This window comes from Lacihabitans sp. CS3-21 (genome assembly GCF_024343675.1).
Classification (GTDB): domain Bacteria; phylum Bacteroidota; class Bacteroidia; order Cytophagales; family Spirosomataceae; genus Leadbetterella.
In genome coordinates, this window is record NZ_RJUD01000010.1 from 16,721 (window position 1) to 40,035 (window position 23,315).

The 23,315-nt window shown below is 36.3% G+C and carries 12 protein-coding genes; 5 read left to right on the forward strand and 7 right to left on the reverse strand.

Translation table 11 applies throughout. From position 1 onward, the window contains the following. Positions 1 to 78: 78 nt before the first annotated feature. The gene (locus EGI24_RS08155) at positions 79 to 657 is read left to right on the forward strand and encodes a DUF1684 domain-containing protein (RefSeq protein ID WP_255047874.1); all 579 of its coding nucleotides are present in this window, start codon (positions 79 to 81) and stop codon (positions 655 to 657) included. A gap of 14 nt (positions 658 to 671) precedes the next feature. Continuing rightward, positions 672 to 3,092, forward strand: coding sequence for a zinc-dependent metalloprotease (locus tag EGI24_RS08160; protein WP_255047875.1), 2,421 nt, complete (start codon positions 672 to 674; stop codon positions 3,090 to 3,092). A gap of 117 nt (positions 3,093 to 3,209) precedes the next feature. On the opposite strand, the gene EGI24_RS08165 is transcribed toward EGI24_RS08160, so the two are convergent. Then, entirely contained in the window at positions 3,210 to 3,674 is a 465-nt protein-coding gene (locus tag EGI24_RS08165) for an Lrp/AsnC family transcriptional regulator (protein WP_255047876.1), read from the reverse strand. A 190-nt stretch (positions 3,675 to 3,864) separates the two neighbouring features. Between EGI24_RS08165 and ald the strand changes: the two genes are divergently transcribed. Beyond that, positions 3,865 to 4,980 (forward strand): alanine dehydrogenase, encoded by a 1,116-nt coding sequence (gene ald, locus EGI24_RS08170; protein ID WP_255047877.1) that lies wholly within the window; start codon positions 3,865 to 3,867, stop codon positions 4,978 to 4,980. Positions 4,981 to 5,129: 149 nt separating this feature from the next. Beyond that, complete coding sequence (locus EGI24_RS08175; protein WP_255047878.1) at positions 5,130 to 6,872, forward strand: metallophosphoesterase; 1,743 nt, start codon at positions 5,130 to 5,132, stop codon at positions 6,870 to 6,872. Here the strand turns inward: EGI24_RS08175 and EGI24_RS08180 are convergent, their stop codons facing one another. The 6 genes from EGI24_RS08180 to EGI24_RS08205 form a co-directional block, all read right to left on the reverse strand. Then, the gene (locus EGI24_RS08180; protein WP_255047879.1) at positions 6,873 to 10,109 is read right to left on the reverse strand and encodes a CotH kinase family protein; all 3,237 of its coding nucleotides are present in this window, start codon (positions 10,107 to 10,109) and stop codon (positions 6,873 to 6,875) included. It abuts the gene before it with no gap. Positions 10,110 to 10,367: 258 nt separating this feature from the next. After that, complete coding sequence (locus EGI24_RS08185) at positions 10,368 to 10,610, reverse strand: hypothetical protein (RefSeq protein WP_255047880.1); 243 nt, start codon at positions 10,608 to 10,610, stop codon at positions 10,368 to 10,370. Positions 10,611 to 10,713: 103 nt separating this feature from the next. After that, the gene (locus EGI24_RS08190; protein WP_255047881.1) at positions 10,714 to 16,485 is read right to left on the reverse strand and encodes a CotH kinase family protein; all 5,772 of its coding nucleotides are present in this window, start codon (positions 16,483 to 16,485) and stop codon (positions 10,714 to 10,716) included. 273 nt (positions 16,486 to 16,758) lie between these two features. Then, positions 16,759 to 17,859, reverse strand: a complete 1,101-nt coding sequence (gene nagA, locus EGI24_RS08195; RefSeq protein ID WP_255047882.1) for an N-acetylglucosamine-6-phosphate deacetylase — start codon at positions 17,857 to 17,859, stop codon at positions 16,759 to 16,761. 141 nt (positions 17,860 to 18,000) lie between these two features. Beyond that, entirely contained in the window at positions 18,001 to 19,266 is a 1,266-nt protein-coding gene (locus EGI24_RS08200) for a carboxypeptidase-like regulatory domain-containing protein (protein ID WP_255047883.1), read from the reverse strand. Continuing rightward, positions 19,229 to 21,919 (reverse strand): DNA gyrase/topoisomerase IV subunit A, encoded by a 2,691-nt coding sequence (locus tag EGI24_RS08205; RefSeq protein WP_255047884.1) that lies wholly within the window; start codon positions 21,917 to 21,919, stop codon positions 19,229 to 19,231. Before EGI24_RS08205 ends, EGI24_RS08200 begins: the two co-directional genes overlap by 38 nt. A gap of 367 nt (positions 21,920 to 22,286) precedes the next feature. On the opposite strand from EGI24_RS08205, the gene pfkA reads away from it, so the two are divergent. Beyond that, positions 22,287 to 23,261 (forward strand): 6-phosphofructokinase, encoded by a 975-nt coding sequence (gene pfkA, locus EGI24_RS08210; protein WP_255047885.1) that lies wholly within the window; start codon positions 22,287 to 22,289, stop codon positions 23,259 to 23,261. Positions 23,262 to 23,315 lie beyond the last annotated feature (54 nt).

The window sequence follows — 23,315 nt, forward strand, 5'->3', positions numbered from 1 at the left end:
TAAATCGACCCAATAGTTTTAACGTTTGGCCAATTTTACTAATTTTATGATTTACAAAAATAATCAATTTTTAAGTTTATGAATAAATTTATTATTGGATTGGCAGCTTTGGGCATTTTAGGAATAATTATCTACTCGCTCTCAGGAACGCCCAATTACCATGATATCACGCACAAAGAATTTGATACATACAAAGAGAATCTTGAAAACATGGAAGACAGCCCGATAAAAGAAAAGGGTACTTTCGATTTTTTTGAACCCAATGAAGAATGGATTGTTGAAGCAAGCTTTGTGCCATCAAAAGCAAACTTAGATTTTAGCATGGACATGACGGATTCCTCAAAAGTAAGTGCAAAGTTGGCTGGAGAAGCCTCTTTTGAGAAAAATGGACAAAAAATAAAAGTTTTGATTTTTGAGGAGGAGACCAATTATCTTTTGCCATTTAAAGATAAAACCTGTGGAAAGGAATCTTATGGTGGCGGAAGATATGTGAATATACCAAAAGACGATCTGGATGGAGATAAGATTGTAATAGATTTTAACAAATCACGTAATTTCTATTGTGCTTACACCGAATCCTATATTTGTCCTATACCTCCAAAAGAAAACTTTATAAATGCCGAAGTGAATGTCGGCGAGAAAAATTTCATTAAATAAACCTTAGAAAACCAATGAAAAAAAACGTACTCTTCATCATCTTAATTCTATTTATTCCTCTCTTTACTTTTGCTCAAGATATTGATAGTCAATTGAAAGACGCAAAGAAGATAGAGGGCTTTTTTACTTTTTATTGGAATGAAGCCAAAGGAAAAGTCTTTTTAGAAGTCAAAGATCTCGGACAAGAATTTTTGTATTACCCAAGTTTAGCACAAGGTTTGGGTTCTAACGATATTGGCCTAGATCGTGGCCGTTTGAGCGACGAACACATCCTCAAATTTGAGCGGCTGGGTAACAAAATAATGATGATGGAGCCGAATTATAAATTCAGAGCCATCACCAACGACCCTTTGGAGAAAAAAGCCGTGGAGGAATCTTTTGCTAAATCAATACTTTTTGGCTTTGAAATATTGAAAAGTACGGATGGGCTTTTCGTAATTGATTTTACACCTTTTTTACTCAGAGATGCATTGGGAGCAGCTAAAGACATTTCAAGTACTAAACAGGGCAATTACAGTTTTGACCTTTCGCGATCGGGCGTTTATGCACCCATGTGTAAGTCTTTTCCAAAAAACACAGAATTCCAGGCCGTAATTACACTGGGTGGAAGCGGAGCTGGCAATTATCTCTCGGAAGTTGCTCCAAACACTGATTTCGTGACGATGCACCAGCACCATTCATTTGTAAAGCTGCCTGAGCCAGGTTTCAAACCGAGAGAATATGACGCAAGAATAGGCTATGGTGGCATTGAATTTTATGATTATTCTTCACCAATCAATGAGCCCATTGTCAAGAAATTCACCTCAAGACATAGATTGCAGAAAAAGGACCCTTCTGCCGCGATGAGTGAAGCCGTTGAGCCGATTGTTTATTATCTCGATTCTGGAGTTCCTGAGCCTATTCGCTCGGCCTTGTTTGAAGGTGCCACTTGGTGGAACCAAGCTTTCGAAGCTGCAGGTTATAAGAACGCTTTTCAGGTAAAAATGCTACCCGCAGATGCCGACCCAATGGATGTGCGGTACAACCTGGTTCAATGGGTGCACCGCAGCACACGTGGATGGTCTTATGGTACGAGTGTGATAGATCCTCGTACGGGTGAAATTTTGAAAGGAAAAGTAACACTTGGTTCATTGAGAGTAAGGCAAGATTATATGTTGGCTCAAGGTTTGGCAGGAGATTTTAGTCCTGGTAAAAGTGATTCATTGATGAACAAACTCGCTTTAGATAGGCTCAAACAACTTTCAGCTCACGAAATTGGGCACACTTTGGGTTTACCGCACAATTATATTTCGAGTATTCAAGGCCGTGCTTCGGTAATGGATTATCCGCATCCATTGGTATTTTTAAACAATGGCAAAGTGGATTTATCTGAGGCATATGCTATGGGTATTGGTGATTATGATAAAACTTCTATTACTTGGGGCTATCAAGATTTTCCTAAAAATGTCGATGAAAAAGCCGAATTAGAGAGAATAGTGAAGAATATGTTTCGCAAAAATCAACAGTTTTTGACCGATCAAGATGCACGTCCAGACGGTTCTGTACATCCCCAAACACACCTTTGGGACAACGGTAGCGATGCTACTGACGAACTGAAACGTTTGATGGAATTGAGAAACCATGTTTTGAAAAATTTTGATGAGAAAAAAATACCTCAAAACGCTCCAATGGCAACTTTAGAGGAGGTTTTTGTGCCAATGTACATGTTTCACAGATATCAGGTACAGGCGTCTTCGAAGTCAATAGGAGGGGCGTTTTATACCAATGCACTCAATGGAGATTTGCAAAAAACTTATGTACCAGTTGATGCTGTGGCTCAAAGAAAAAGTCTTTCGGTGCTATTAGAAACCGTCCAGCCGGAATTTTTGGCAGTACCAAAACAGTTGTTGCCACTAATTCCGCCAAGACCTTTTAGATATCCAGCCAATCCAAAGGAGACTTTTAAGCGTCACACGGGAATGAGCTTTGATGTCTTGTCGCCTGCTGAAAGTGCCGCACAATTGACTTTGAGCTTGATGTTGGAACCGAGAAGAGCCTCCAGATTAGCCACTCAGCAGATTTATGATAAAAATTTACCGCCTTTATCTGAGGTTCTTACCAAAATGACGAATTCAATCATCAAGAATGAGAGTCTTTCTAAAAATAATTATTTGGGTCAAATAAAAAGAGTAGTGGCTGAAATATACATTACAGAACTCAAAAAACTGACCAACGATGCGGTTGTGAATCTGGAAGCTAAAAGTAATGTGATGGCTGAATTGAAAGATTTAGAGACTTATTTTACTAAAAATCAGGCTATTTTGGGTGGTTTTGGATTGTATATCAATAATTTAATCAAAAATACAGACGCAGCAATTGATAAAAAATCGTTTTTCATTGCTCCGGATGGCCAGCCGATTGATCAGGATTACGATTGGTTGGATTGTGGGAATTGATATGGGTGTATTGGTTAACTGGTAAATTGGTTATTTGTTAACTGGTTTTTGATTGACTGCTAATTGGTTGACTGGACGGATTTTGTTTTTTATTAAGATATTTTGAAACAAATCTTTTTACAGTAAAATTTCAGTAGTACTCTTGACTTCTGACATGACAAAAAAGGAGTTTATCAGTGAAACTCCTTCAATAGTAGAAAGCTTCATTTGGTGAAAATTGTGGTAGGCTTCCATGTCTGCCACAATTATTTTTAATAGATAATCAAAACTTCCTGAAACGAAATTGCACTCAACCACCTCTGGAAGTTGTTTTATGGCTATGTCAAAAATCTGCGAAACTTCTCGTGTTTGTCTAATGAGCGTAACTTGTGAAAATACTGTAAGTCCAACGCCCAACATTTTTTTGTTCAGTATTCCCACATATTTTTCTACAACTCCTTCTTGCTCCAATCTTTTTATGCGGTCATGAACCGGACTGAGTGAAAGATTGATTTTTTGAGCTATTTCTTTGTAGGTCAGCGTAGAATTGTGCTGTAAAAGCATCAATATCTTTTTATCTATTTCATCTATTTTGATCTTCATCCGAAAATATTCCTTTTTTCTTATTAATTTTTTTAAATAATCGAAAAATATTCTGTTTGTAGTGTAATATTAGTATTAATTTTCTTATTTCGAAGCTCAATGCACAAAAATATTCTTTATAATATAATTTTGTTCCACATTTCAATAACAATAAGCATAGGCACGTCGCAATGCATTCTCAACAAACTACATGATTCTCGGAGTACCTAAAGAAATAAAAAATAACGAAAACAGAGTAGCCATGACTCCAGCTGGGGTCATGGAACTGGTTAAGTTCGGTCACACAGTTTACATTCAAAAAGATGCAGGATTTAACAGTGGTTTTGCTGATGCTGAGTTTATAGCAGCAGGAGCCACTATTTTGGAGACTATCGAAGAGGTTTACAATAAAGCCGAAATGATAGTAAAAGTTAAAGAACCCATCGCTTCAGAATACAGTCTCATTAAAAAAGACCAATTGGTATTTACATATTTTCACTTTGCATCCTCGGAGCCACTAACACATGCCATGATAAAAAGTGGAGCTGTTTGTTTGGCTTATGAGACAGTAGAGAAAGTAGACAGGTCATTGCCATTGTTGATTCCAATGTCGGAAGTTGCGGGAAGAATGGCCATACAAGAAGGTGCTAAATACTTAGAGAAACCACAAAAAGGTAAAGGTGTTCTTTTGGGAGGGGTTCCGGGGGTTCCATCTGGCAAAGTATTGATATTAGGTGGAGGAATTGTTGGCACACAAGCGGCCAAAATGGCTGCAGGTTTAGGTGCAAGAGTAGTGATTATGGATATCAGTCTCAATAGACTTAGACAACTTTCAGATATCATGCCTGCCAATGTAACTACTATACTTTCAAACGAATACAATATCAAAGAAGCCATCAAAGAGGCGGATTTGGTGGTGGGTGCGGTATTAATTCCTGGTGCTAAAGCTCCTCATCTCATAACAAAAGACATGCTGAAATTGATGAAACCAGGCACTGTGGTGGTGGATGTGGCTGTAGACCAAGGGGGATGTATAGAAACTTGTAAACCAACCACCCACGAAGATCCCGTTTTTGTAATTGATGAAGTAGTTCATTATTGTGTTGCAAATATGCCGGGTGCTGTGCCATACACTTCTACTTTGGCTTTGACCAACGCAACTTTACCGTATGTGTTACAATTGGCCAATAAAGGCTGGCAAAAAGCATGCATAGAAAATGAAGAACTTAAGAAGGGACTCAATGTTGTACAAGGAGCTGTAGTTTATAAAGGCGTAGCTGATGCTTGGAATCTAACCCTAAGTGAGTTAGAGGACCAATTTAATTAAGGATTTCCCCAAACGTTATATTTTTTGTCATGATAAATCCCTGAAGTTTTCGGGGATTTATTTTTTTTATTAGAATATTTTAACACACATTTGTTTAAGAATATCTTATGCTTGGTGATTCTTAACATACAGAGTGTTAATTCCTATCAATGAAATCTAAAGTCGCCTTCTTATGGCTGTTGGTAGTGTGCCAATTTGCCTTCTCTCAGAGCGTTGTTCGAGGGCCATACCTTCAGCTTCGTACGCAGTCTAGTATTCAAGTCAGATTCAATACCAGTTCATGGTGTAATGCAAAAATCAAATATGGCTTAAGCCCCAACAACCTTGATTTTGAAACTCCCAATACAGCAGGAGGACTAACACATGTTGTTGATATTCTAAGTTTAATACCCAAAACAAAGTATTATTATGCGATTTATAATGGTGCGGTAAAGTTGGAAGGTACTGATCAAAATTATTTCATAACCTCACAGGCCACTGGCGATACGCAAAAAGTTAAAGTTTGGGTAACAGGCGATTGCGGCACGACTGATCAAAATAATAATCAAGCCAATGTTAAGAATCAATTTCTAAATTATATTGGTGATAGTTATGTTGATGCATGGCTTTTGCTTGGAGATAACGCTTATAATGATGGTACGGATTATGAATATCAAACCAACTTTTTTGGAGTATATCAAAATGATAGGATAATGAAACAAACGGCTATTTATCCTGTGCCGGGAAATCATGATTATAATGGAACCACACAAATAACCCACGAAATGCCCTATTATGACATTTTTGCGAATGCAGGAGCGGGCCAGATGGGTGGAGTGCCTTCAATGCACAAGGAGTATTATTCATATAATATCGGTAATGTGCATTTTGTGGCTCTTGATTCTTATGGAATGGAAACAGTTAATAATTTTAGACTTTCCGATACGCTTAGTCCACAGGTAGCTTGGCTTAAAGTTGATTTAGCAGCCAATACTCAGAAATGGACGGTGGTTTACTGGCATCACGCACCCTATACAATGGGTACACACAACTCAGATACTGTTTTTGAGCTTGTTCAAATAAGAGAGAAGTTTTTACCTATTTTAGAGAGATTTAATGTAGATTTGGTTTTAACGGCACATTCGCATACCTATGAAAGGAGTAGACTTATCAGAGGGCATTTCGGCATGGAAAATACCTTCAATCCATCTTTACATCAGCTGAGCTCTTCTTCTGGTTATTATGATGGTTCTGTCAACTCATGTCCCTATGAAAAAAAATCAGATGGATCAAAAAAAGGTACAGTTTATATGGTTTCGGGAACTGCAGGTAACAGATTAAATTTTAGAAGTCCAACTTATCCACATGATGCTTTACCTATTATTGAGGAGGTACATGGCGGAAGTTTACTCCTTGAGGTGGAAGGTAATCGACTAGATATGAAGATGATAGGGTCCAATGGTGCCGTTATTGATAAATTTACAATGGTAAAGGATATGAACCAAAAATCGACTATTGATGTGCCGCTCAATTCTTCATCTTTTGTACTTAAAAGTCCGTATAAAGAACCTTCTGTTTGGGTTGCTAGCCAATCAGTGGTTCCATCAATAACTATAGATAATCCAGTTGGCGGAATGGTCTTTCATGTGGAAGATACCAAAGGATGTTTTAAAGATACCCTTACCTTAAATACTTTGAATCCTTGCTTTAATGAAAGAAAAATTAACTCGTTGATAGAAAATGGATCTTTGATCAACTTGAAAACCTCCAATAAAATAATTGGTGCTTCTATTTTGTCATCCAATACCCATGTAATTTTGGACGCCCAAAATCAAATAGAACTATTGCCAGGGTTTGAAACCAAGGCTAATACTATTTTTTATGCTAAAATTGGTGGCTGTTCCAGTCCATAATCAATTACATGTTTTAATTTCAGCCTTAAAAGTTGATCCTGTTTTAGCTTCGAAACCTGGATGTAGGGTAATGGCGTCGCTAGCTTTTGTGCTTACATTATTTCCATTGGTTATTTGCCCTTTTCCATAAATATGGTTGGGCGTAAGAGTTGGGTCAAGACCAGATGTTATATTGCCAGATAGAACCTTTACCCCTTTTATTAAAACATCGTCTATGCCTAACTGATCTCTAGCACTGGAAGCTGCAGAACCCGTATAATAGTATTTCCAGAGTAGCTGTACATAAGGCTGATTCATAATTTCTTCAGGCAAAATGATGTCTCTAAAAGTTTGACTATGACCTGAGGTGATGCTTCCATTGTATTGTATTACAGGATTAAAGTCTTGGAATGGTTGGACATCACCAATTCTAAAGTACAATCGGATATTATATTTCCTTGGATTGGCTGTTATGGTTCTTCCTGTCCAAGTAAGTTTAATCGTATCAAGATTCATCGTATTTATGGCTAAAAGGAAACCTCCAAGTTTATTGCCAGGATATCCAACATTAGCATCGCTGGTATTTATAAACGAAAAACCATTTGCTCCTAATCCATTTATTCTGGTTTTACTTGAAAAATTAAAAACTCCCGAAGTATAACCTTCAATTTGGGCAGTTATGAGTGGATTTTCTGTGTCTAGAAAAACAAATTTTGAATTGGCTGGAGATCCCCCCGCAGCTTGGCTAGCATCCCATTCTGTTATTTTATACCCACATTTTGCAATTTCTGCAGCCGTTGAAGGGATTGGATTGTTAGATAATATAGCTGGTTCAAAGAAAGCTTGATAAGTTACATCATTGCTAGTAATTATTGAAATTGTGGAGTCGGTCAAATGTGTTCCGTTATATAACCAGTAGGAAAATTTGAAGCCAGACTTTGGAATGGCTGTGATTTTGATTGGCAAATTATCAAAGTAACTTCCTGTCCAAGTTTGGTAGTTGTTTGGTATTCCCTTTGAAGTATTAATGATAGGCAAAGTGTTCACTCTTACATAGCCTTTGAGTGTATCATGCGTAGATACCGTTAAATTGTATTCGCCGGTTAAGTTAAAAAAGTTTTTGAGCTGAATGGGAATCTCATTCGGTCTAATGGTTAAATAGGTGGATACAATAGCACATTGAGCTTCCCAAGCCGCTAAATTGGGTAGGTTTTTCCATCTATTTATATGATAGGAAATCTCAGGCGAATAGGTATTTTTAAATGTGTTGAAAATGGGTAAGGAATGAGCTGATTTTAAAGAACTGTTCAGTAAGTCAGCATACCTATTAATAAAGTTCGTTCTGAATTCTGGATTGTCTAATAGCTTCTTGAAAATGATGTTTTCAATTTTATTTATTAAAGTTTCTAAGTCTCCATTTTGAGCATTTACAACCTCACCAAGAGCCCTATCGGTGTCGTAAAATATCCATCTCCATCTACCGTCTTTTGTAGGAGGGGCTGTTGGGTCATATGGATTACGAGTCCGCCAGAGTCTCACATTGTTTTGAGGCCAATCTATATTTCCAATAAATATCTCAGCCAATTGATAATCAATTAAACTTACCGGGTCGAGCATTTGTTTGACTTGGTCAAAGTTGGCAGTAATGGCCATGTCATTGGTAGTGATAAAGTTATACATATTTGTATAATGTACAGAATCACCTTCTTCAACCTCTGCTGGCTCGTTCCATACAATTTTTCTGAGATCTAAATTGTTTTGATCTACGCCATAGAGTGCATTAAGGTAGTACCTGTCTATTCGCTCTCTGATGTTGTGAATGCCCCAATATTCACCATTCAGAAACATAATAGCAGGTCTTGATTTTTGAGATGAAAAATTCAAATAACCTAGCCAATTGTGAATAAATGCATCTTTAAACATGGTTTGGTTGTAATCATTTCCCGAGTTTCTAAGTAATATTCTATCTGAGAGTAAACTAGGGTAATTTGGAAAAAATGCATACTTGTCAAATTCATTACTACTGTAGAATCTGAGAGATTTATATGGAGCATTGGTAGAACAAGAACCATGTATTCTGATGTCCAAAGGCTGATTTACAATATTTTGCTGAGTTTCTACCAATTCCATGTTCCCTGGTCTTTCCCACAAATCACCATCGTTCATATAATTACCAGGTGTACATAAGTCTACAAGGGTCAATGGATTCTGTATTCTATAATTGTCAAATGTTACACCTGCTGTATAAATGCCTTGGTTGTACTCAAAAAGGTGATTTTCTTGCATGGCAACCGAAACCACCGGGAAGCTATAAGGGTTACTTCCTGTTGGGCTATATATAAAAGTGCCTGTCTTTATTTCACTGGCCAAAAATCCTGTTTTTACTGCTACGGCTCTGATTACAGTTCCTTTTTTTATATTAAAACTGGGTAGATAAGTTGGATTTAAGTGCCAAGTGCTAGAGATATTGCTTATTTGGTTGGGTTCATTGGTTTTATCTTGAATGTTGATAGGTAAATTATAAGCGATGGTACTATATGATCTGCTTGAAAATGAACCAAAAGGATCTCCCGGATGCTCAGGGTAGCTATTTTTATAATTATAAACTTTACCGCCCAAATTATTTGGGTCAGGTTCAGAGCCATCTAAAGTATAATAAATACTTACTAGAGGTTCGGGATGCGAAATATTTAATGTAAAATTTGAACTAAAAAAGCCTCCATTTCTTGAAAATACTGGGGGATCTAAAAAACCTTCATAAGCATTGCTTGCATTGTTGGTTGTAGCAGGACTGGCTGGGAAAAAATATTTTAATGTACTTCCGCCATCGTTAAGTCTGCCAAAGGAAACATTGTCCCTTTGAGGAAGAAACTTCAGAGAATCTAATATCGATGTCCCATCTGGGGCAACCATATAAAGCGTTTCTCCAAAAGTGGAAGATAGTGAGAAATTGGTATGGTGATATCCTCCTGCGACATTATCACTTGCCCAAATGATTAAATACCCATTTGCGGGTAAAACAACTTGACCACTCAGTGACGTAAATCGAAACTTTGTTAAATTGCTTTTTAAATCTGTCACATAAAAATTGGATAAATCTATCGGCGTTCCGCTTGGATTATATAACTCAAACCAATCAGAATAAATACCATTGTTGTCCTGAATAGTTGAGGTATTCGAGGCCATAATTTCATTTATCTTTACTTGGCCAAACAACGAAGAAGAAACTAATAGAAAGAGCAAAATCTTATTTTTCATTTTACAGCAATGTTTAGGTTGATTTGATAAAACACCATCGAAAAATAAATAAACTACTAGACGGATTGAACCATTTTAAATGAGCTGTTCTTTCTGATTTAGTAAAATTGAATCAATTTTACTTTTTGGTTGAAGAACGGTCTTTCGGTATATATTTTACATTAGAAAGTTGAGGATTTATCTTTCAATAAAATATGGGTAAAAGCAGAAAATTGTATGAGTTAAATCAAGTTAAATCGATATCAGAAAATATTTAGATTACTGGTATTTTATAAGTAATTCTTCTAATTCTTGTTCGATTGAAATTTTAGGAACGGAAATTTTACACCTGTTGTACCAATATTTGGCATTCCATTCATCTCCTTCCATTCTATGTAAAAGAGCGTGCAGTCTATCGTAATCTGGATGGCCTTCGTTGGTTTGAGCGATGTTGTGTGAACCTTCCCAGTCGCCAGCCTTTGCTAACAATAGTCCTTGATGTATAATTGCTTTAATATTCATATTGTTTTAAAAATTCTGTAGTTTCAATAAATAATGAAAACAAATCTTCTGTTTTAAAATTCTTCTTCTAAGAAACTGTACAAATTTATGCAAAAATAATTGTCTATTTTTTTACAGTAATGAAGTTAGCATATACTTTGGGGTCATTTTCTATTTTATATGTGTAGAAGTAAGTTCCTTCATCAACTTTATATTTTGAAGTTTCGTTTCCACTTTGACCATTCCAGATTATCAGATTTCCAATTCTGTCATTATCGTCAAATTCGGCAATTTTAACTCCCCATTTATTGAAAAAATGTATAAATTCGATAGTAATTCCGTTCGGAATGAAAATCGAAAGTTCATCATTAATCTTATCATCATTTGGGGAAAAACCGCCATTTATTATTATTTGGTCTTTGTAATTATGATGAAGTCGAACAATTGTGGGGTCTGAATATTCGGGAATTATTTGAAAACCATTGTTAGAAGTATCCATCACAGTTTGACCACCACTGCCCACTGCTGATACCACCACATTATGAAAAAACGGCCCAAATGTTTCTTGGTGATTGATGTTGATGGTATAAAACAGGGTATCTATTTGTGCGGGTTTTAGGCTGAAATTTTCATTGGAATCCAATAAATCCGTATTCTGAATTCCGTCAAAATCCTTGTTTACATTCAAAAAAGAGGATTTACTTACTGAAGCTTTTCCAATTTTATTGACCAAAACATCTTTGCCAAAACTTTCAGCTAGGTTGTTACTTATTTTTACATTTTTAAGGTCAGTTTTTCCAGTATTTTTTACCAAGACCATGAAAGTAAATCTTTGATTATAGGAATTGGTTTTTACAGAATCTACAATTGTTTGTGATGCAGCTATCCCGTTATACTTTGAAGATAGATCAAACTTTAATTTGGTAGGTTCATGGTTATTTGTAAAATTACCATCAAAGTCTGGGTCTGGATATTGTCCTTCTGTGGAGATATCTAAAAGACTCTTCTTTGAAAATAAGCTGCCATTTAAATGGAATTCTGTTGTGTTTGAACTGCTCAAATCTAGCCTGAAAGTAATTTTCACTTTTTGTTTAGCCTTTGATTTTAAGATACTTAGGCTATCAATAAACAATTGTTCGTTTTCAGCTTTGCCATCGAAATCTTTGTTTATTGCAAATCGGTCTTCAGTTTCTACTTTTAGGCTTTCTGAGCTGAAGTTCGCCCCATTGCCAAATGCCTTATTTAAATTGAGATTCAGTTGAATCGGCGAGATGTCTTGATCTCCCAAATTTTCTATAAAAACATCTATAGATTTTTCAAATATTTTATTTGATATTAGCCTCGTTTCCCCTTCCAAAATACTCAAACCAACATGGTTAAGAGAATTTATTTTTATTTCGTCACTGTTGTTTTTTAAATCTGAATCGTGCTGGTCAAGGGCAATAAGTTTTGACAATATTTTGATTTGACCAAGTTCCTGAGCTTTTGCCTTAAACTTTAATCGGGTCTCGTTTTCTGCATTTAATGATAAAATATTAAATGATATTCTTTGGCCTATAACAGCTCCATTATTACTATTTCCAATGTACTCAACGTTTGGAGGTAAATCCACTTCTATTTTTATGTTGGTAGCCTTCATTTTGCCAATATTTTTAACATTTATCTGAAATTCTATTTCCTCATTTTTAGTAAATGTGGTATTTGATGTGCTAATTTCAAGAGATAAATCTGTGGCGTTTTTTGAGTTGTTATCTATTATTTCTTTTATACAGTCGTTTGCTTTTACGTTTATTTTTGAAGCCAATGACATACAACCCACTTTGTTTTTCTTGTAAACATAATAAGCACCAGGATTAACATTTTTTGTAGTTGTGATTGGGCTGCTCGAAAAAACACTGGAATTATGAAAAATATATGTAAAATCACCAGTTTTTACGCTGTCTAAAATGGCCTCCCTTAAATCAATTTTAGGGTTTGAACAGTCATAAATTAGCTCCGACAATGTTTTTGGGGCAGTTTCTGCAGTATTTACTTTTATATAAATCGGGTCAGACCAGTCACCCAAACAATCTCCACCAATGGCTTTACACCTAGTTCTGTATAATAACTCTCCTTCTTTTTCAGCCACTATTTTTAAAACTTCCCCTTGCATGTTATTCGACCATTCCACTATTCCATCGCAGTTTTCGGCCGTTAAATAAGCAGTTTGGCCAACACAAATATTTTGTGATTGCGTTTTTATCCTTGGCTTATTGGGCAGACCAATTGCAATTTTTTTCACCAAAGACTCATCACTATTGCATTGATTGGCAAAACAGCTTGCCGTATAACTTGAATTCTGTTCAGGTTTTACAATGATCTTTTCTCCAGATAATCCGTTAGACCAAAAAACCTTCCCTGCACAGTAGTTTGCTCTGAGCGTGATAGATTCTCCAAGACATATTTTTTCTTTGCTGGCCTCAATTTGAGGAGTTGTAGTTTTCGAAACTCTTGAAATTTGTAAAGTATTTGAGTTTTCTGAAATACCACAACTCGCACTGCAATATGCATAATAAGTACCTTCTGTTACCGTAATTTCTCTGCCAACCTCACCATTCGACCAAAACATTGTGCCGTTTGTGCATCCACTGGCTCTTAATAATAGCTTTTCGGTTCCACAGATTTCTGTTTTTTGTGAACTTACAGAAGGTTTTTTAGGTCTAACGCTGGAGAAATTCTCTGATGTTACCTCAAAGTTGTTGTTTTGAACAACAAAATTATTTGTACCCACAATAGCACCCAAGTTTCCCAAAAGGTTGTTTGAAAGATTGCTATTGGGTTTTATGATTGGCTCGTCGAGATTAGTTTCAAAAATTATATCATCAAGGCCCAGTTCATCTCTTGAACCACTTTTTCCTTCTCCAGTATAATAATATTTCCAAAAAAACTGAACATAAGGCTGGTTTATAGTGATTTTTGGAAGTGCTATTCTCTCGAATTTTGAAGAATGCCCAGCTGTTTTTTGTCCAAGATAATTTGTATTTACGACAAATTCCTTAAATTCCTCGTCTGTTCCTACCCTATAGAATAATTTTATTCCATATTTTCGATCTCCAGGTGTAACGGTTTTAGCTGTCCATGAAATCCAGGCTGAGTCAATTCCTTTGGTGTTTGTAGCAATTACAAGGCCGCCCAATTGACCAAATGGAAAACCTTCGTTTTCAGATGGCCCACCTGTATTTATGAAAGATATTCCATCTTTTTCTCTACCCTTCACCCTTGAACGGCTTAAATGATTATATTCTCCTGAAGTAAATCCTGCAATTTTTGAATTTATACCAGGATCTTTTTGGTTTAAAAAGATAAACTTGGAATTAGGCGGGGAACTTCCTTTGGCAGAAAACGAACTCCATTCTTTTATGAAATATCCACAATCTGCTAGTGATGTAGGTACTATATTTTTTTCATCTGCCAAAGCAATTTGCTCAAAAAATGCTTTGTAGCTTTGATTTTCATTGAGAAAAATAACTAAAACACTATCTGTTATTTTTTGATTGTTGTGTTCCCAATACAAAAATCTGTACCCAGCTAAAGACTTAGCAACAATGGTAAAAGGTATTTCGCTGAAATATTTCCCTTCCCAAAATCCATCGTTTTTCATCAAAACACCTGGTTGGTCGTCGTTTATATTGATAGAATTTACTTTTACGTAGCCCATGGTATTATCCATAGAACTAACATTGAGCGTTTTCTCATTAAAATTTCCAAAACTATTTTTCAGAAACTGCCTTGTGTTTTCTGGGCGTTCTTCTAAATATTTTTCCACGATTTTGCAATTGGCTTCCCATTGTGCCATATTGTTTACCGTGTTCCATCTGCTCAAATGGCTCGGAACTTCCGGGCTGTATTTTTTTGTCAAAGCCGCGAATACTTTAAGCGTGTGGTTTTTGTCAAAAGCAGTATTGAGTTGATCTTGAAACCTGAGTATAAATTTATTTCTAAAACTTTCATTTTTTATAAATGCTTTAAATAGGGCATTTTCCTCTTTTTGTAAGGCAGTTTGCAATGCATCATCTTTTGCGTTTACAATCATTCCCAAACTTTTGTCGGCATCATAAAAGAGGAATCGCCATCGTCCATCCAATCCATAGGGTGCAAAGGGAGCGTAATTCGGAGTTCTATTCCTCCAAAGCCTCACATTGTTTTGTGGCCAATCCACATTTCCAATAAAAATTTCGGCTATTTGATAATCAATTAGACTTTCTGGATCAAGAAAGGTAATCGCTTTTTCATAATTTTGATGGATGCTTAAATCATTGTTAATAACATAATTAAGCATTTGATTGTAATGTATATCATCTCCATATTCGGTTTCATGGGGTCCATCCCAAATGACTTTCCTCAGGTCTATATTTTCTAAATCTACACCATAGTGTTTGTTGAGGTAATACTTGTCTAAGCGTTCTCTGATATTTTGAATACCCCAATATTCACCATTGATGTAAACCACTGATGCTTGGGTTTTTTGGCTGCCAAAGTTAAAATGGCCTACCAAATCGTGGACAAAAATATCTCGTAACAAAGTCCCTTTGTAGTCGTCCCCTGAGTTTCTGAGAATAAAATTATCTTGGGTTAAATCAGGTTGATCTTGAAAAAAAGGAAAATTTTCAAAACTATTTTTCCCATAAAGGCGTAAACTTTTGTAAGGAATAGATCTTGAACAGGCTCCGTGAATTTTAAAACTTATGTTTTGATTGATAGCTTGTTTTTCTGATCTAAATAGTTCAAAATTTACAGGTCTTTCGAAAAGGTCGCCCTCATTTGTGAAGTTTCCAGGCGTACAATAATCAGAAATCGAACTCGGATTCTTAATCCTATATTCTTCGAAAAGTTTCCCTGCCGTGTAGACTCCTTTTTCAAATGAAAACAAATGGTCTTCCTGGATATTCAATGAAATGACATCGAATTCTGGATTCTTGCTTTGATTTTTTTCCAAAAAATAAGTCTCAGTAACTATTTCACTATTTAAATATCCTGCTTTTGTAGCTACTGCTCTTATCACAGTGGCTTTTGGAATGGGGAAATTTGGAAAATAATAAGGTGAGAAATGCCAAGTGGACGATATTCGACTTATTTTATTTGGAATATCCTTTTTGCTTTTAACTTCTATGGCCGTTTGAAATACCTTACTTCTGTAGTTGCCGGTCAATAATGGACCAATAGACTGACCTGGAAATTCGGGGTATTGATTTTTATAATTATATGATTTGCCGCCGAGATTCTGTGCATCTGGAATAGAGCCGTCCTCCGTGTAAATCAACCTAACTGTGGGGTCTTCGTGCGAAATGGTTAGGTTGATTGAATGGTTATAAAATCCACCTTTTTGAGAAAAAATTGGCGGACTTAAAGCCCCCAAATAGGTTGGAATTCCTTTATTAGTTTTATTAGGACTGGCTACTTGGAAATATCTAAGGTCTGTTCCAGCATCAATAGTTCTACCAAAAGAAATATCCTTTCTTTGATCTTTGAAATCAACCTTGTTGACTATCTTTAATTCGGGATTGGATAGTATAATGGTCTCACTTTCAGCAGATAGAGAAAATGATGCATGGTTTTCTCCTCTTGAAGTAAAACCACTGCACCAAATGAGTAAAAATCCTTTTGGGCCAATCTGAAAGCTACCAGTACTACTTTTAAGCTGGAATTTGTCTAGTTTATCGGGATTGTCGCTTAAAAAATAATTGTTTAAATCTACAGTTGAGTTGCCAATATTGTAAATTTCAATCCAGTCAGAAAAGGCTCCAGTGTTGTCTTTTATGGTAGTGTAATTAGAGGCCATAACCTCATTCACCACAATTTGGGCATAGCCAAAGTAGTTTATAGAGATTAGTAAAAACACAAAAAGCCTGACTTTCATTTTATTTCAAAAGAATACAACCAACGGAACTTCGCCGCAGTCAATTTTATTAAAGAAAGCACAAATCTAAATTTCTAAACAGAGCCAAATAAAGACAATAAGAGTTTTTTATTCAACGGTTAATGCCTTACAATGAGCAAGTTCTCATGTAAGTGTAAACAATAACTATTCCAAAAAAAACAGTTAAGCTTAATTTATGAATCAGCGTGAGATTTTCAATACCTAAATTATTGGAAAAAATAAAAATACTGAATTTTCAATAATAAATGAAAATTAATATTCAATGAATGAAAAGACTTCCAAAGAATCTGAAAATGAGCAAAATTTAGCCTTTGACCCAATTTCAATATTTCCTATGGCTTCGTTTATGACCTTTGCGGGTGTATGTGTGGCCATTTTGATGGCATCTGTTGTATCAATTTCTAGCCAGTTTTTTGCATTTTTTACAGCATCGGCCATAGAAATTGTAGCTCCCGCCAAGTTTCCATCAGAATTCATGTAATTTCCGTTTTGCAAGAAAGCGTCAAATTCGTCCCAATTAAAGTTTTGCTTCTTGTGGTTTTGAAACAAAGCGTCAGAAATCAAAAACAGTTTGTCTTTTTTTAGTTTGAAAGCGAGTTTTGCTGCTTCTAGTGCCACATGTACATCATCAAGAATAATGGGTGTATACACGTTTTCATTGGCCAAAGAAGCTCCAGCCAAACCTGGTTCACGGTGGTTAAATGGCGACATCGCATTGAACAAATGTGTCACCAAGTTTATACCCAATCCAAAAGCCTCTTGAGCTCTTTCAAAACTAGCATTCGAATGTCCTAAAGACACTTTTACGCCAGATTCTACCAATAAGTTCAGTTGGTTATTGGTGAAATGCTCGGGTGCCACCGTAATCATTTTGAGATATTTACCGCCAAAATCTATGATTTCTCTGAGTATTTTTTCGTCTGGTATTTTGATGTACTTTTCTAAATGTGCTCCGCGTTTCTTAACCGAAATAAACGGCCCTTCCAGGTGCATGCCTAAAACTCCAGAGTTAGGATTAGCTGAGCAATAGATTTTTATCGCTGAAAGTCCCTCAAATATATTTTCAAATGAGGAGGTAATCAGTGTGGGCAAAACATATCCGACACCATTTTTTTTTGCAGAATATTCTATGTCTTTCAGCGTTTCAGCGTTTGGCTGATGCGTAAAATGGAACTCCTCTCCACCATTGATGTGTAAATCGATCAGGGCTGGAGCTAAATTTTCGAAATCAAAAACAGGTGTATTTTCAACAGTACCAATAGATTCTATTTTGCCATCAGAGATATTAATAGATTGATTTACAAGTTTTTGTGTGCCTGTATAGAGGTTTTTACAAGTAATGGTTTGTTTCATGTTTTGCGATTGAATTAGCAATTGTTTGTAGGAATATTCAGAAAATGTTCTAAAATATCATAGTCAAATATAAAATTCTGAGCATCTAAATTAGCAAAAAAAGCTTAATTATTTGTTAAGACCGCTACAAGGTTTGGTCGCCTATCGTATTTTCTGGAGGTTGTTTGACAAAGTTATGGCTTCTTTAGAACTGATCAAATGGTTGTAAGGTGCCCAATACTCATGATTCAGTGATTTTGAATTTGAGAAATTATTGGTAGATGAGAGGATTTCATTCGGAAATATGCCTGACTTTATGAGCGGTAAGTTTTCAAAGGCTACATAACGCATCAAAATATGTGTGTCAATTTTATACTTTTTGTCGAGTCGGTCTTCAAAGTTTACGTCGAAATCAACCCTTGATTCCTGCAAACACCATTTGTTTCTAAATTTTCGATATTGAAAAAATGCACTTGTTGCACTTCCTTCTATTTTTACGGCTCCGGTTTTGGTATCTATCAAATCTTTGATGCCGTTCTCGGTTAGTTTATATTCAATTCTTACAATCGCCTTCGTTTCTGGTTCCAAATAAATGATTCCCTCTTTGGCTCCTTTGGTTTTGGCTTTAAATGGCGAAAAATGGATAATAAATAGGGGCAAACCTTCGAATGTGGTCATGACCGAATCTAACCTGAAATCGTATGCATCCATTTGTTTTTTTTGCAAAAAATCTGGAATTGTCGTTTCGAGCGACCTACAAACCAAATCTGAGCCATTTTGAAAGCCCCAACCTTCGATTTTCTGTGTCTGGCCACTCCAGTCTAATCTCCGGCCTCGCAGGAGTTTTACTTTTTCTATTTTTGGTTTTAAATTTGGGAATCGCTCCACTCTCAAAATTCCTTCGTTTACTTTTATGGCACCCACAGTTGGCAAGTTGACTTGCTCAAGATAAAATCCATTTTGATAATAGGGTGTATGGTTGTAGTTGGCGGGTATACTGTCGATGGCCGCTTGCAGCATAATTCTTACATCAGACAGCCCATAATTGGCATCATAATTAGGGATTTTTTCTAAGAAAATTACATTGTCCTCGCTTTTGAGGTCATTGGCTTTGAACGTAACGCTTTTGTAGCCAATGTGCGAAACCATCACAACGGAGTCTAAACTAAGGTTGGGGAACTGAAAAATAAAATCTCCGTCAAGATTTGGTGCAGTCCCATAACCCGTACTCGGAATACAGATATAGGCTTGATTGAGAGGCGAGAAGTTCTCTTTTTCTAATATTTTTCCTTTGGCTATAAAATATCCACCTTGCCCAAAAAGATTATTGGATGCCCAAAGAAAATATACACATATCAAAAGTTTTTTAGTGGTAAACCTTATTACATGCTTAAAAAAGACCCAATTGTTCACCTTCTTGTGTTGCATTATTAGATTTGTTTTCATCGTCGGAAGGCAGGTCTGGCAATTTTAATTCTTGCTCCGCTCGATCAGACTTTTCCTCTGTTTCAATCTCTAATTCTTCGTTGTTTTCTTCAATATCTGCATTTACAATGTCCGATATTTCGTCTTCCTCGTCTCCTTCTTCCTCATCTATTTCTGGATTCAAGATTTTTATTTCAACAATCTTATCATAGACCAATTTGTTTCCAAGAGCTTTCCAGCCTTTCACCTCAATCATCTCATCCACCTTGAAAAGCTGCGTTTCAACTTCGGATTTTCGTTGTTTCTTAAATTTTATTTCAATTCTTGGACGCTTCTCAAAGGAAGCCATCAAAAGCTCCGATCGGTTATGATCGGTGATAAACATAAATTTCTTATCCAGCGTAGAAGTTTCTATCAAGAAACGTTTGATGTGATAGTTTTTCTGGTCGCCGTCGTAATATATGCATGATATTGCTCTTTTTTCATCAAATTTAGAAATGGTATGTACTTGTCTTGGGTCATAATGGTTGGTTAATTCAAAATTAGTAAGCTCATATTCACCAGTTTTATAAATCACCAATATCTTGTCAGTGGCTCCAAAATTCCCCAAATACATGCCATGTTCATCCTTATTAATTCTTCCAAGGGTACTTGTGTACCAAATGTCCACACCACCCAAGGTAGATTTCCCCGCTGTTTTAAATGCAATCTTTCTAACGGAGTATTTGGTGACTAAATTGCCCATGGCAGAGCGATTTTTAATCAACAATTCCGCAAAGTCGAAGTCAAATACCTTCTTTTTTGCGGTTGAGCTGGCCGTGAGATTTATGGTAACAATCTCAGCTTCGCCGTTTTCATTAGCAGAAAAATATAGAATTTTGGATCGAGGTGACCCCTTAGTAATATCATATTCTTTGTCACGCGTAATTCCTGTTACTGCGAAACGCTTAGCAAAAGTACGTCCAGTTTTGCCATCTAAGTATATGACATTGTATATTCTCCTTTCGTCGTTTTTACGAAAAACCGAACACGAAATGATATCTTTACCGACAAATACCTTCTCTTGGATTTTAACCACTGAGAGTTTGCCATCAGCTCTGAATACTATTATATCGTCTATATCAGAGCATTCCATTACAAACTCATCCTTTTTAAGGCCATAACCCACAAATCCACTGGCTCTGTCTACATAAAGTTTTTGGTTGTTGGCTGCTACTATGGCCGCTTGTACTTCGCCAAACTGCGTTATTTCAGTTCTTCGCTCTCTGCCTTTTCCATATTTTTTAATCAAATCATGGAAGAAATTTACCGTGTACCTTACGATGTTGTTGAGGTTGTCCTCCACTTCAAGCAGTTCTTCTTCAAGACGTTTCATCAAGTCATCTGCCTTGAAACCGTCGTATTTAGAAATTCTCTTGATTCTGATTTCAGTAAGTCTCAGAATATCTTCTTTGATGATTTCTCTATAAAAATCTTTCTTGAAGGGATCTAAGCCTTGGTCAATCGTGTCTATAACCGCATCAAAAGTTTCACATTCTTCAATGTCTCTATATATACGATTTTCAATGAATATTTTCTCTAAAGAGCTGTATAGGAGCTTCTCCATGAGCTCGGATTTTCGTATCTGAAGCTCTCTTTTGAGTAAAAATAAGGTTTGGTCCGTAGAACTTTTTAGGATTTCAGATACCCCTAAAAAACGTGGTTTTTGATCAATAATGACCACCGCATTAGGCGATACCGACATTTCACAGTTGGTAAACGCATAAAGTGCATCTATGGTAATATCAGTAGAAGTGTTGGGAGCGAGATGAATGATGATTTCCACATCTCTAGCTGTGTTATCTTCTACTTTTTTAATTTTAATCTTCCCTGTATCGTTTGCCTTGATAATAGACTCAATGATACTTCCGGTAGTTGTAGAGAAGGGGATTTCTGTTATTTTGAGTGTTTTTTTGTCTGCCTCAACAATTTTAGCCCTCATTTTTACCTTTCCTCCACGAGCCCCGTCGTTGTAATTGCTCACATCTACTTGGCCACCTGTTAGAAAGTCAGGATAAAGTACAAAGGGTTCTTTTTTGAGGTATTTTATTGAAGCGTTACAAAGTTCTATAAAATTGTGAGGCAAAATTTTAGTCGAAAGTCCAACTGCTATACCTTCAACGCCCATTTCCAAAACCAAAGGGAATTTAGCAGGAAGCGTCACGGGTTCACGCTTACGACCATCATAAGACATCTGCCATTCTGTGGTGTCTTCATTGAAAAGCACCTCCAAGGCAAATTTCGAAAGTCTAACCTCGATATATCTTGGTGCTGCGGCAGAGTCGCCAGTCCTTATATCGCCCCAGTTTCCTTGTATATCAAGGAGTAATTCCTTTTGTCCAATGTTTACAATGGCATCTCCAATAGAGGCATCACCGTGCGGGTGAAATTGCATGGTAGAGCCAATAACATTAGCTACTTTATTGAAACGGCCATCGTCCATTTCTTTTAAAGCATGCAAAAGCCTCCTTTGCACGGGTTTTAGGCCATCTTCGCCTGCAGGAACGGCTCTTTCCAGAATTACATAAGAAGCATATTCAAGGAAATACTTCTCAAACATGTCATCAATTACTTCGTTTTGCTGGGTAGGGTCGTAGTTAGCAGTCTCGTCGCTCATCTATTTCAAAAACTATATTCACTTTAGGCAAATATAGGGAAAATATAAATTTTTTTAAAGTTATGCTGTTAAATTCGGAGAATCTTAGCAAAAATGGATGAAAAGTAAATCAATAGAATTTTTTTGTGATTGAAATTGAATATTAATTTCAAAACGTTGATTTTTTTTTGTTTGTATAAATATACTGAAATTATCCAATCAATCTTTTTTATGTTATTTTATCACTTTTCCAATAATATTTTGTAAAATCAGAATAATCAGAATAAACTTTCTTCAAAATAGGGTAGGGCAAAATAAAATTAAGTTTTTAGGTTTTAATAAATCTCCTTATTTTTGCCTTTAATCAAAATAAGCAGAAAAGTAATAGATGAAAAAAATAGCGGTTTTTACTTCGGGTGGAGATGCTCCAGGAATGAACGCCTGCATAAGAGCAGTAGTGCGTGGAGCTATCTATCATGGAATTGAGGTTTACGGTATTAGAAGAGGATATAATGGAATGATTTCTGGGGATATTTTTGAAATGACCTCCCAGTCAGTTAGTAATATAGTTCAAAGAGGTGGCACAGTTTTGAAATCGGCTCGTAGCAAAGAGTTTATGACACCTGAAGGCCGAAAAAAAGCCTATGAAAATTTGATGTCTAATGGCATTGAGGGTTTGGTGGCCATCGGTGGCAATGGAACTTTTACAGGAGCGGAGGTTTTTTACAATGAGTACCAGATTCCCACTGTTGGATGCCCTGGAACTATCGATAACGATTTGTACGGCACAGACTACACCATTGGGTTTGATACAGCTGTAAATACCTCTTTGGAAGCGATTGACAAAATCAGAGATACAGCGGACTCTCACGATAGAATATTTTTTATAGAAGTAATGGGTAGAGACTCAGGCTATATCGCCATCCAGTCGGGTATTGGTGGTGGAGCAGAAATTGTTATGGTTCCAGAGACCCATACGCCTTTGAAAAAAGTTGTATCAACCCTAAAGGAGGGATGGACAAGGTCTAAATCATCTTCGATTGTGGTGGTGGCTGAAGGCGACGAGGAAGGTCACGCGGCTGAGATCGCCGAGAAAATAAAAGAGCAAGTGGGAGATAAACTGGATATCAGAGTAACGACACTTGGTCATATTCAAAGGGGTGGTTCTCCTACTGCTTATGATAGAATTTTGGCTTCAAGAATGGGTCTTGCAGCTGTGGAAGGTTTGATGAAGGGTCATAAAAATGTGATGGCAGGTATTGTGAACAACGACTTGCTTTACACGCCATTTATAGATACCATCAAAAAACAAAAACCAATTCACGATGATTTGTTGAGAATGGTTCACATTCTAAGTATTTGATATATCATATTTTATAAAAAGGACCTTTCCAAAGGTCTTTTTTTAAATATTGTA

Excerpts from the sequence above, each read along its gene's own strand:
- EGI24_RS08155 (WP_255047874.1), top strand. The coding sequence starts at position 79 with ATGAATAAATTTATTATTGGATTGGCAGCTTTGGGCATTTTAGGAATA.
- EGI24_RS08160 (WP_255047875.1), top strand. The coding sequence starts at position 672 with ATGAAAAAAAACGTACTCTTCATCATCTTAATTCTATTTATTCCTCTC.
- EGI24_RS08165 (WP_255047876.1), bottom strand. The coding sequence starts at position 3,674 with ATGAAGATCAAAATAGATGAAATAGATAAAAAGATATTGATGCTTTTA.
- ald (WP_255047877.1), top strand. The coding sequence starts at position 3,865 with ATGATTCTCGGAGTACCTAAAGAAATAAAAAATAACGAAAACAGAGTA.
- EGI24_RS08175 (WP_255047878.1), top strand. The coding sequence starts at position 5,130 with ATGAAATCTAAAGTCGCCTTCTTATGGCTGTTGGTAGTGTGCCAATTT.
- EGI24_RS08180 (WP_255047879.1), bottom strand. The coding sequence starts at position 10,109 with ATGAAAAATAAGATTTTGCTCTTTCTATTAGTTTCTTCTTCGTTGTTT.
- EGI24_RS08185 (WP_255047880.1), bottom strand. The coding sequence starts at position 10,610 with ATGAATATTAAAGCAATTATACATCAAGGACTATTGTTAGCAAAGGCT.
- EGI24_RS08190 (WP_255047881.1), bottom strand. The coding sequence starts at position 16,485 with ATGAAAGTCAGGCTTTTTGTGTTTTTACTAATCTCTATAAACTACTTT.
- nagA (WP_255047882.1), bottom strand. The coding sequence starts at position 17,859 with ATGAAACAAACCATTACTTGTAAAAACCTCTATACAGGCACACAAAAA.
- EGI24_RS08200 (WP_255047883.1), bottom strand. The coding sequence starts at position 19,266 with ATGCAACACAAGAAGGTGAACAATTGGGTCTTTTTTAAGCATGTAATA.
- EGI24_RS08205 (WP_255047884.1), bottom strand. The coding sequence starts at position 21,919 with ATGAGCGACGAGACTGCTAACTACGACCCTACCCAGCAAAACGAAGTA.
- pfkA (WP_255047885.1), top strand. The coding sequence starts at position 22,287 with ATGAAAAAAATAGCGGTTTTTACTTCGGGTGGAGATGCTCCAGGAATG.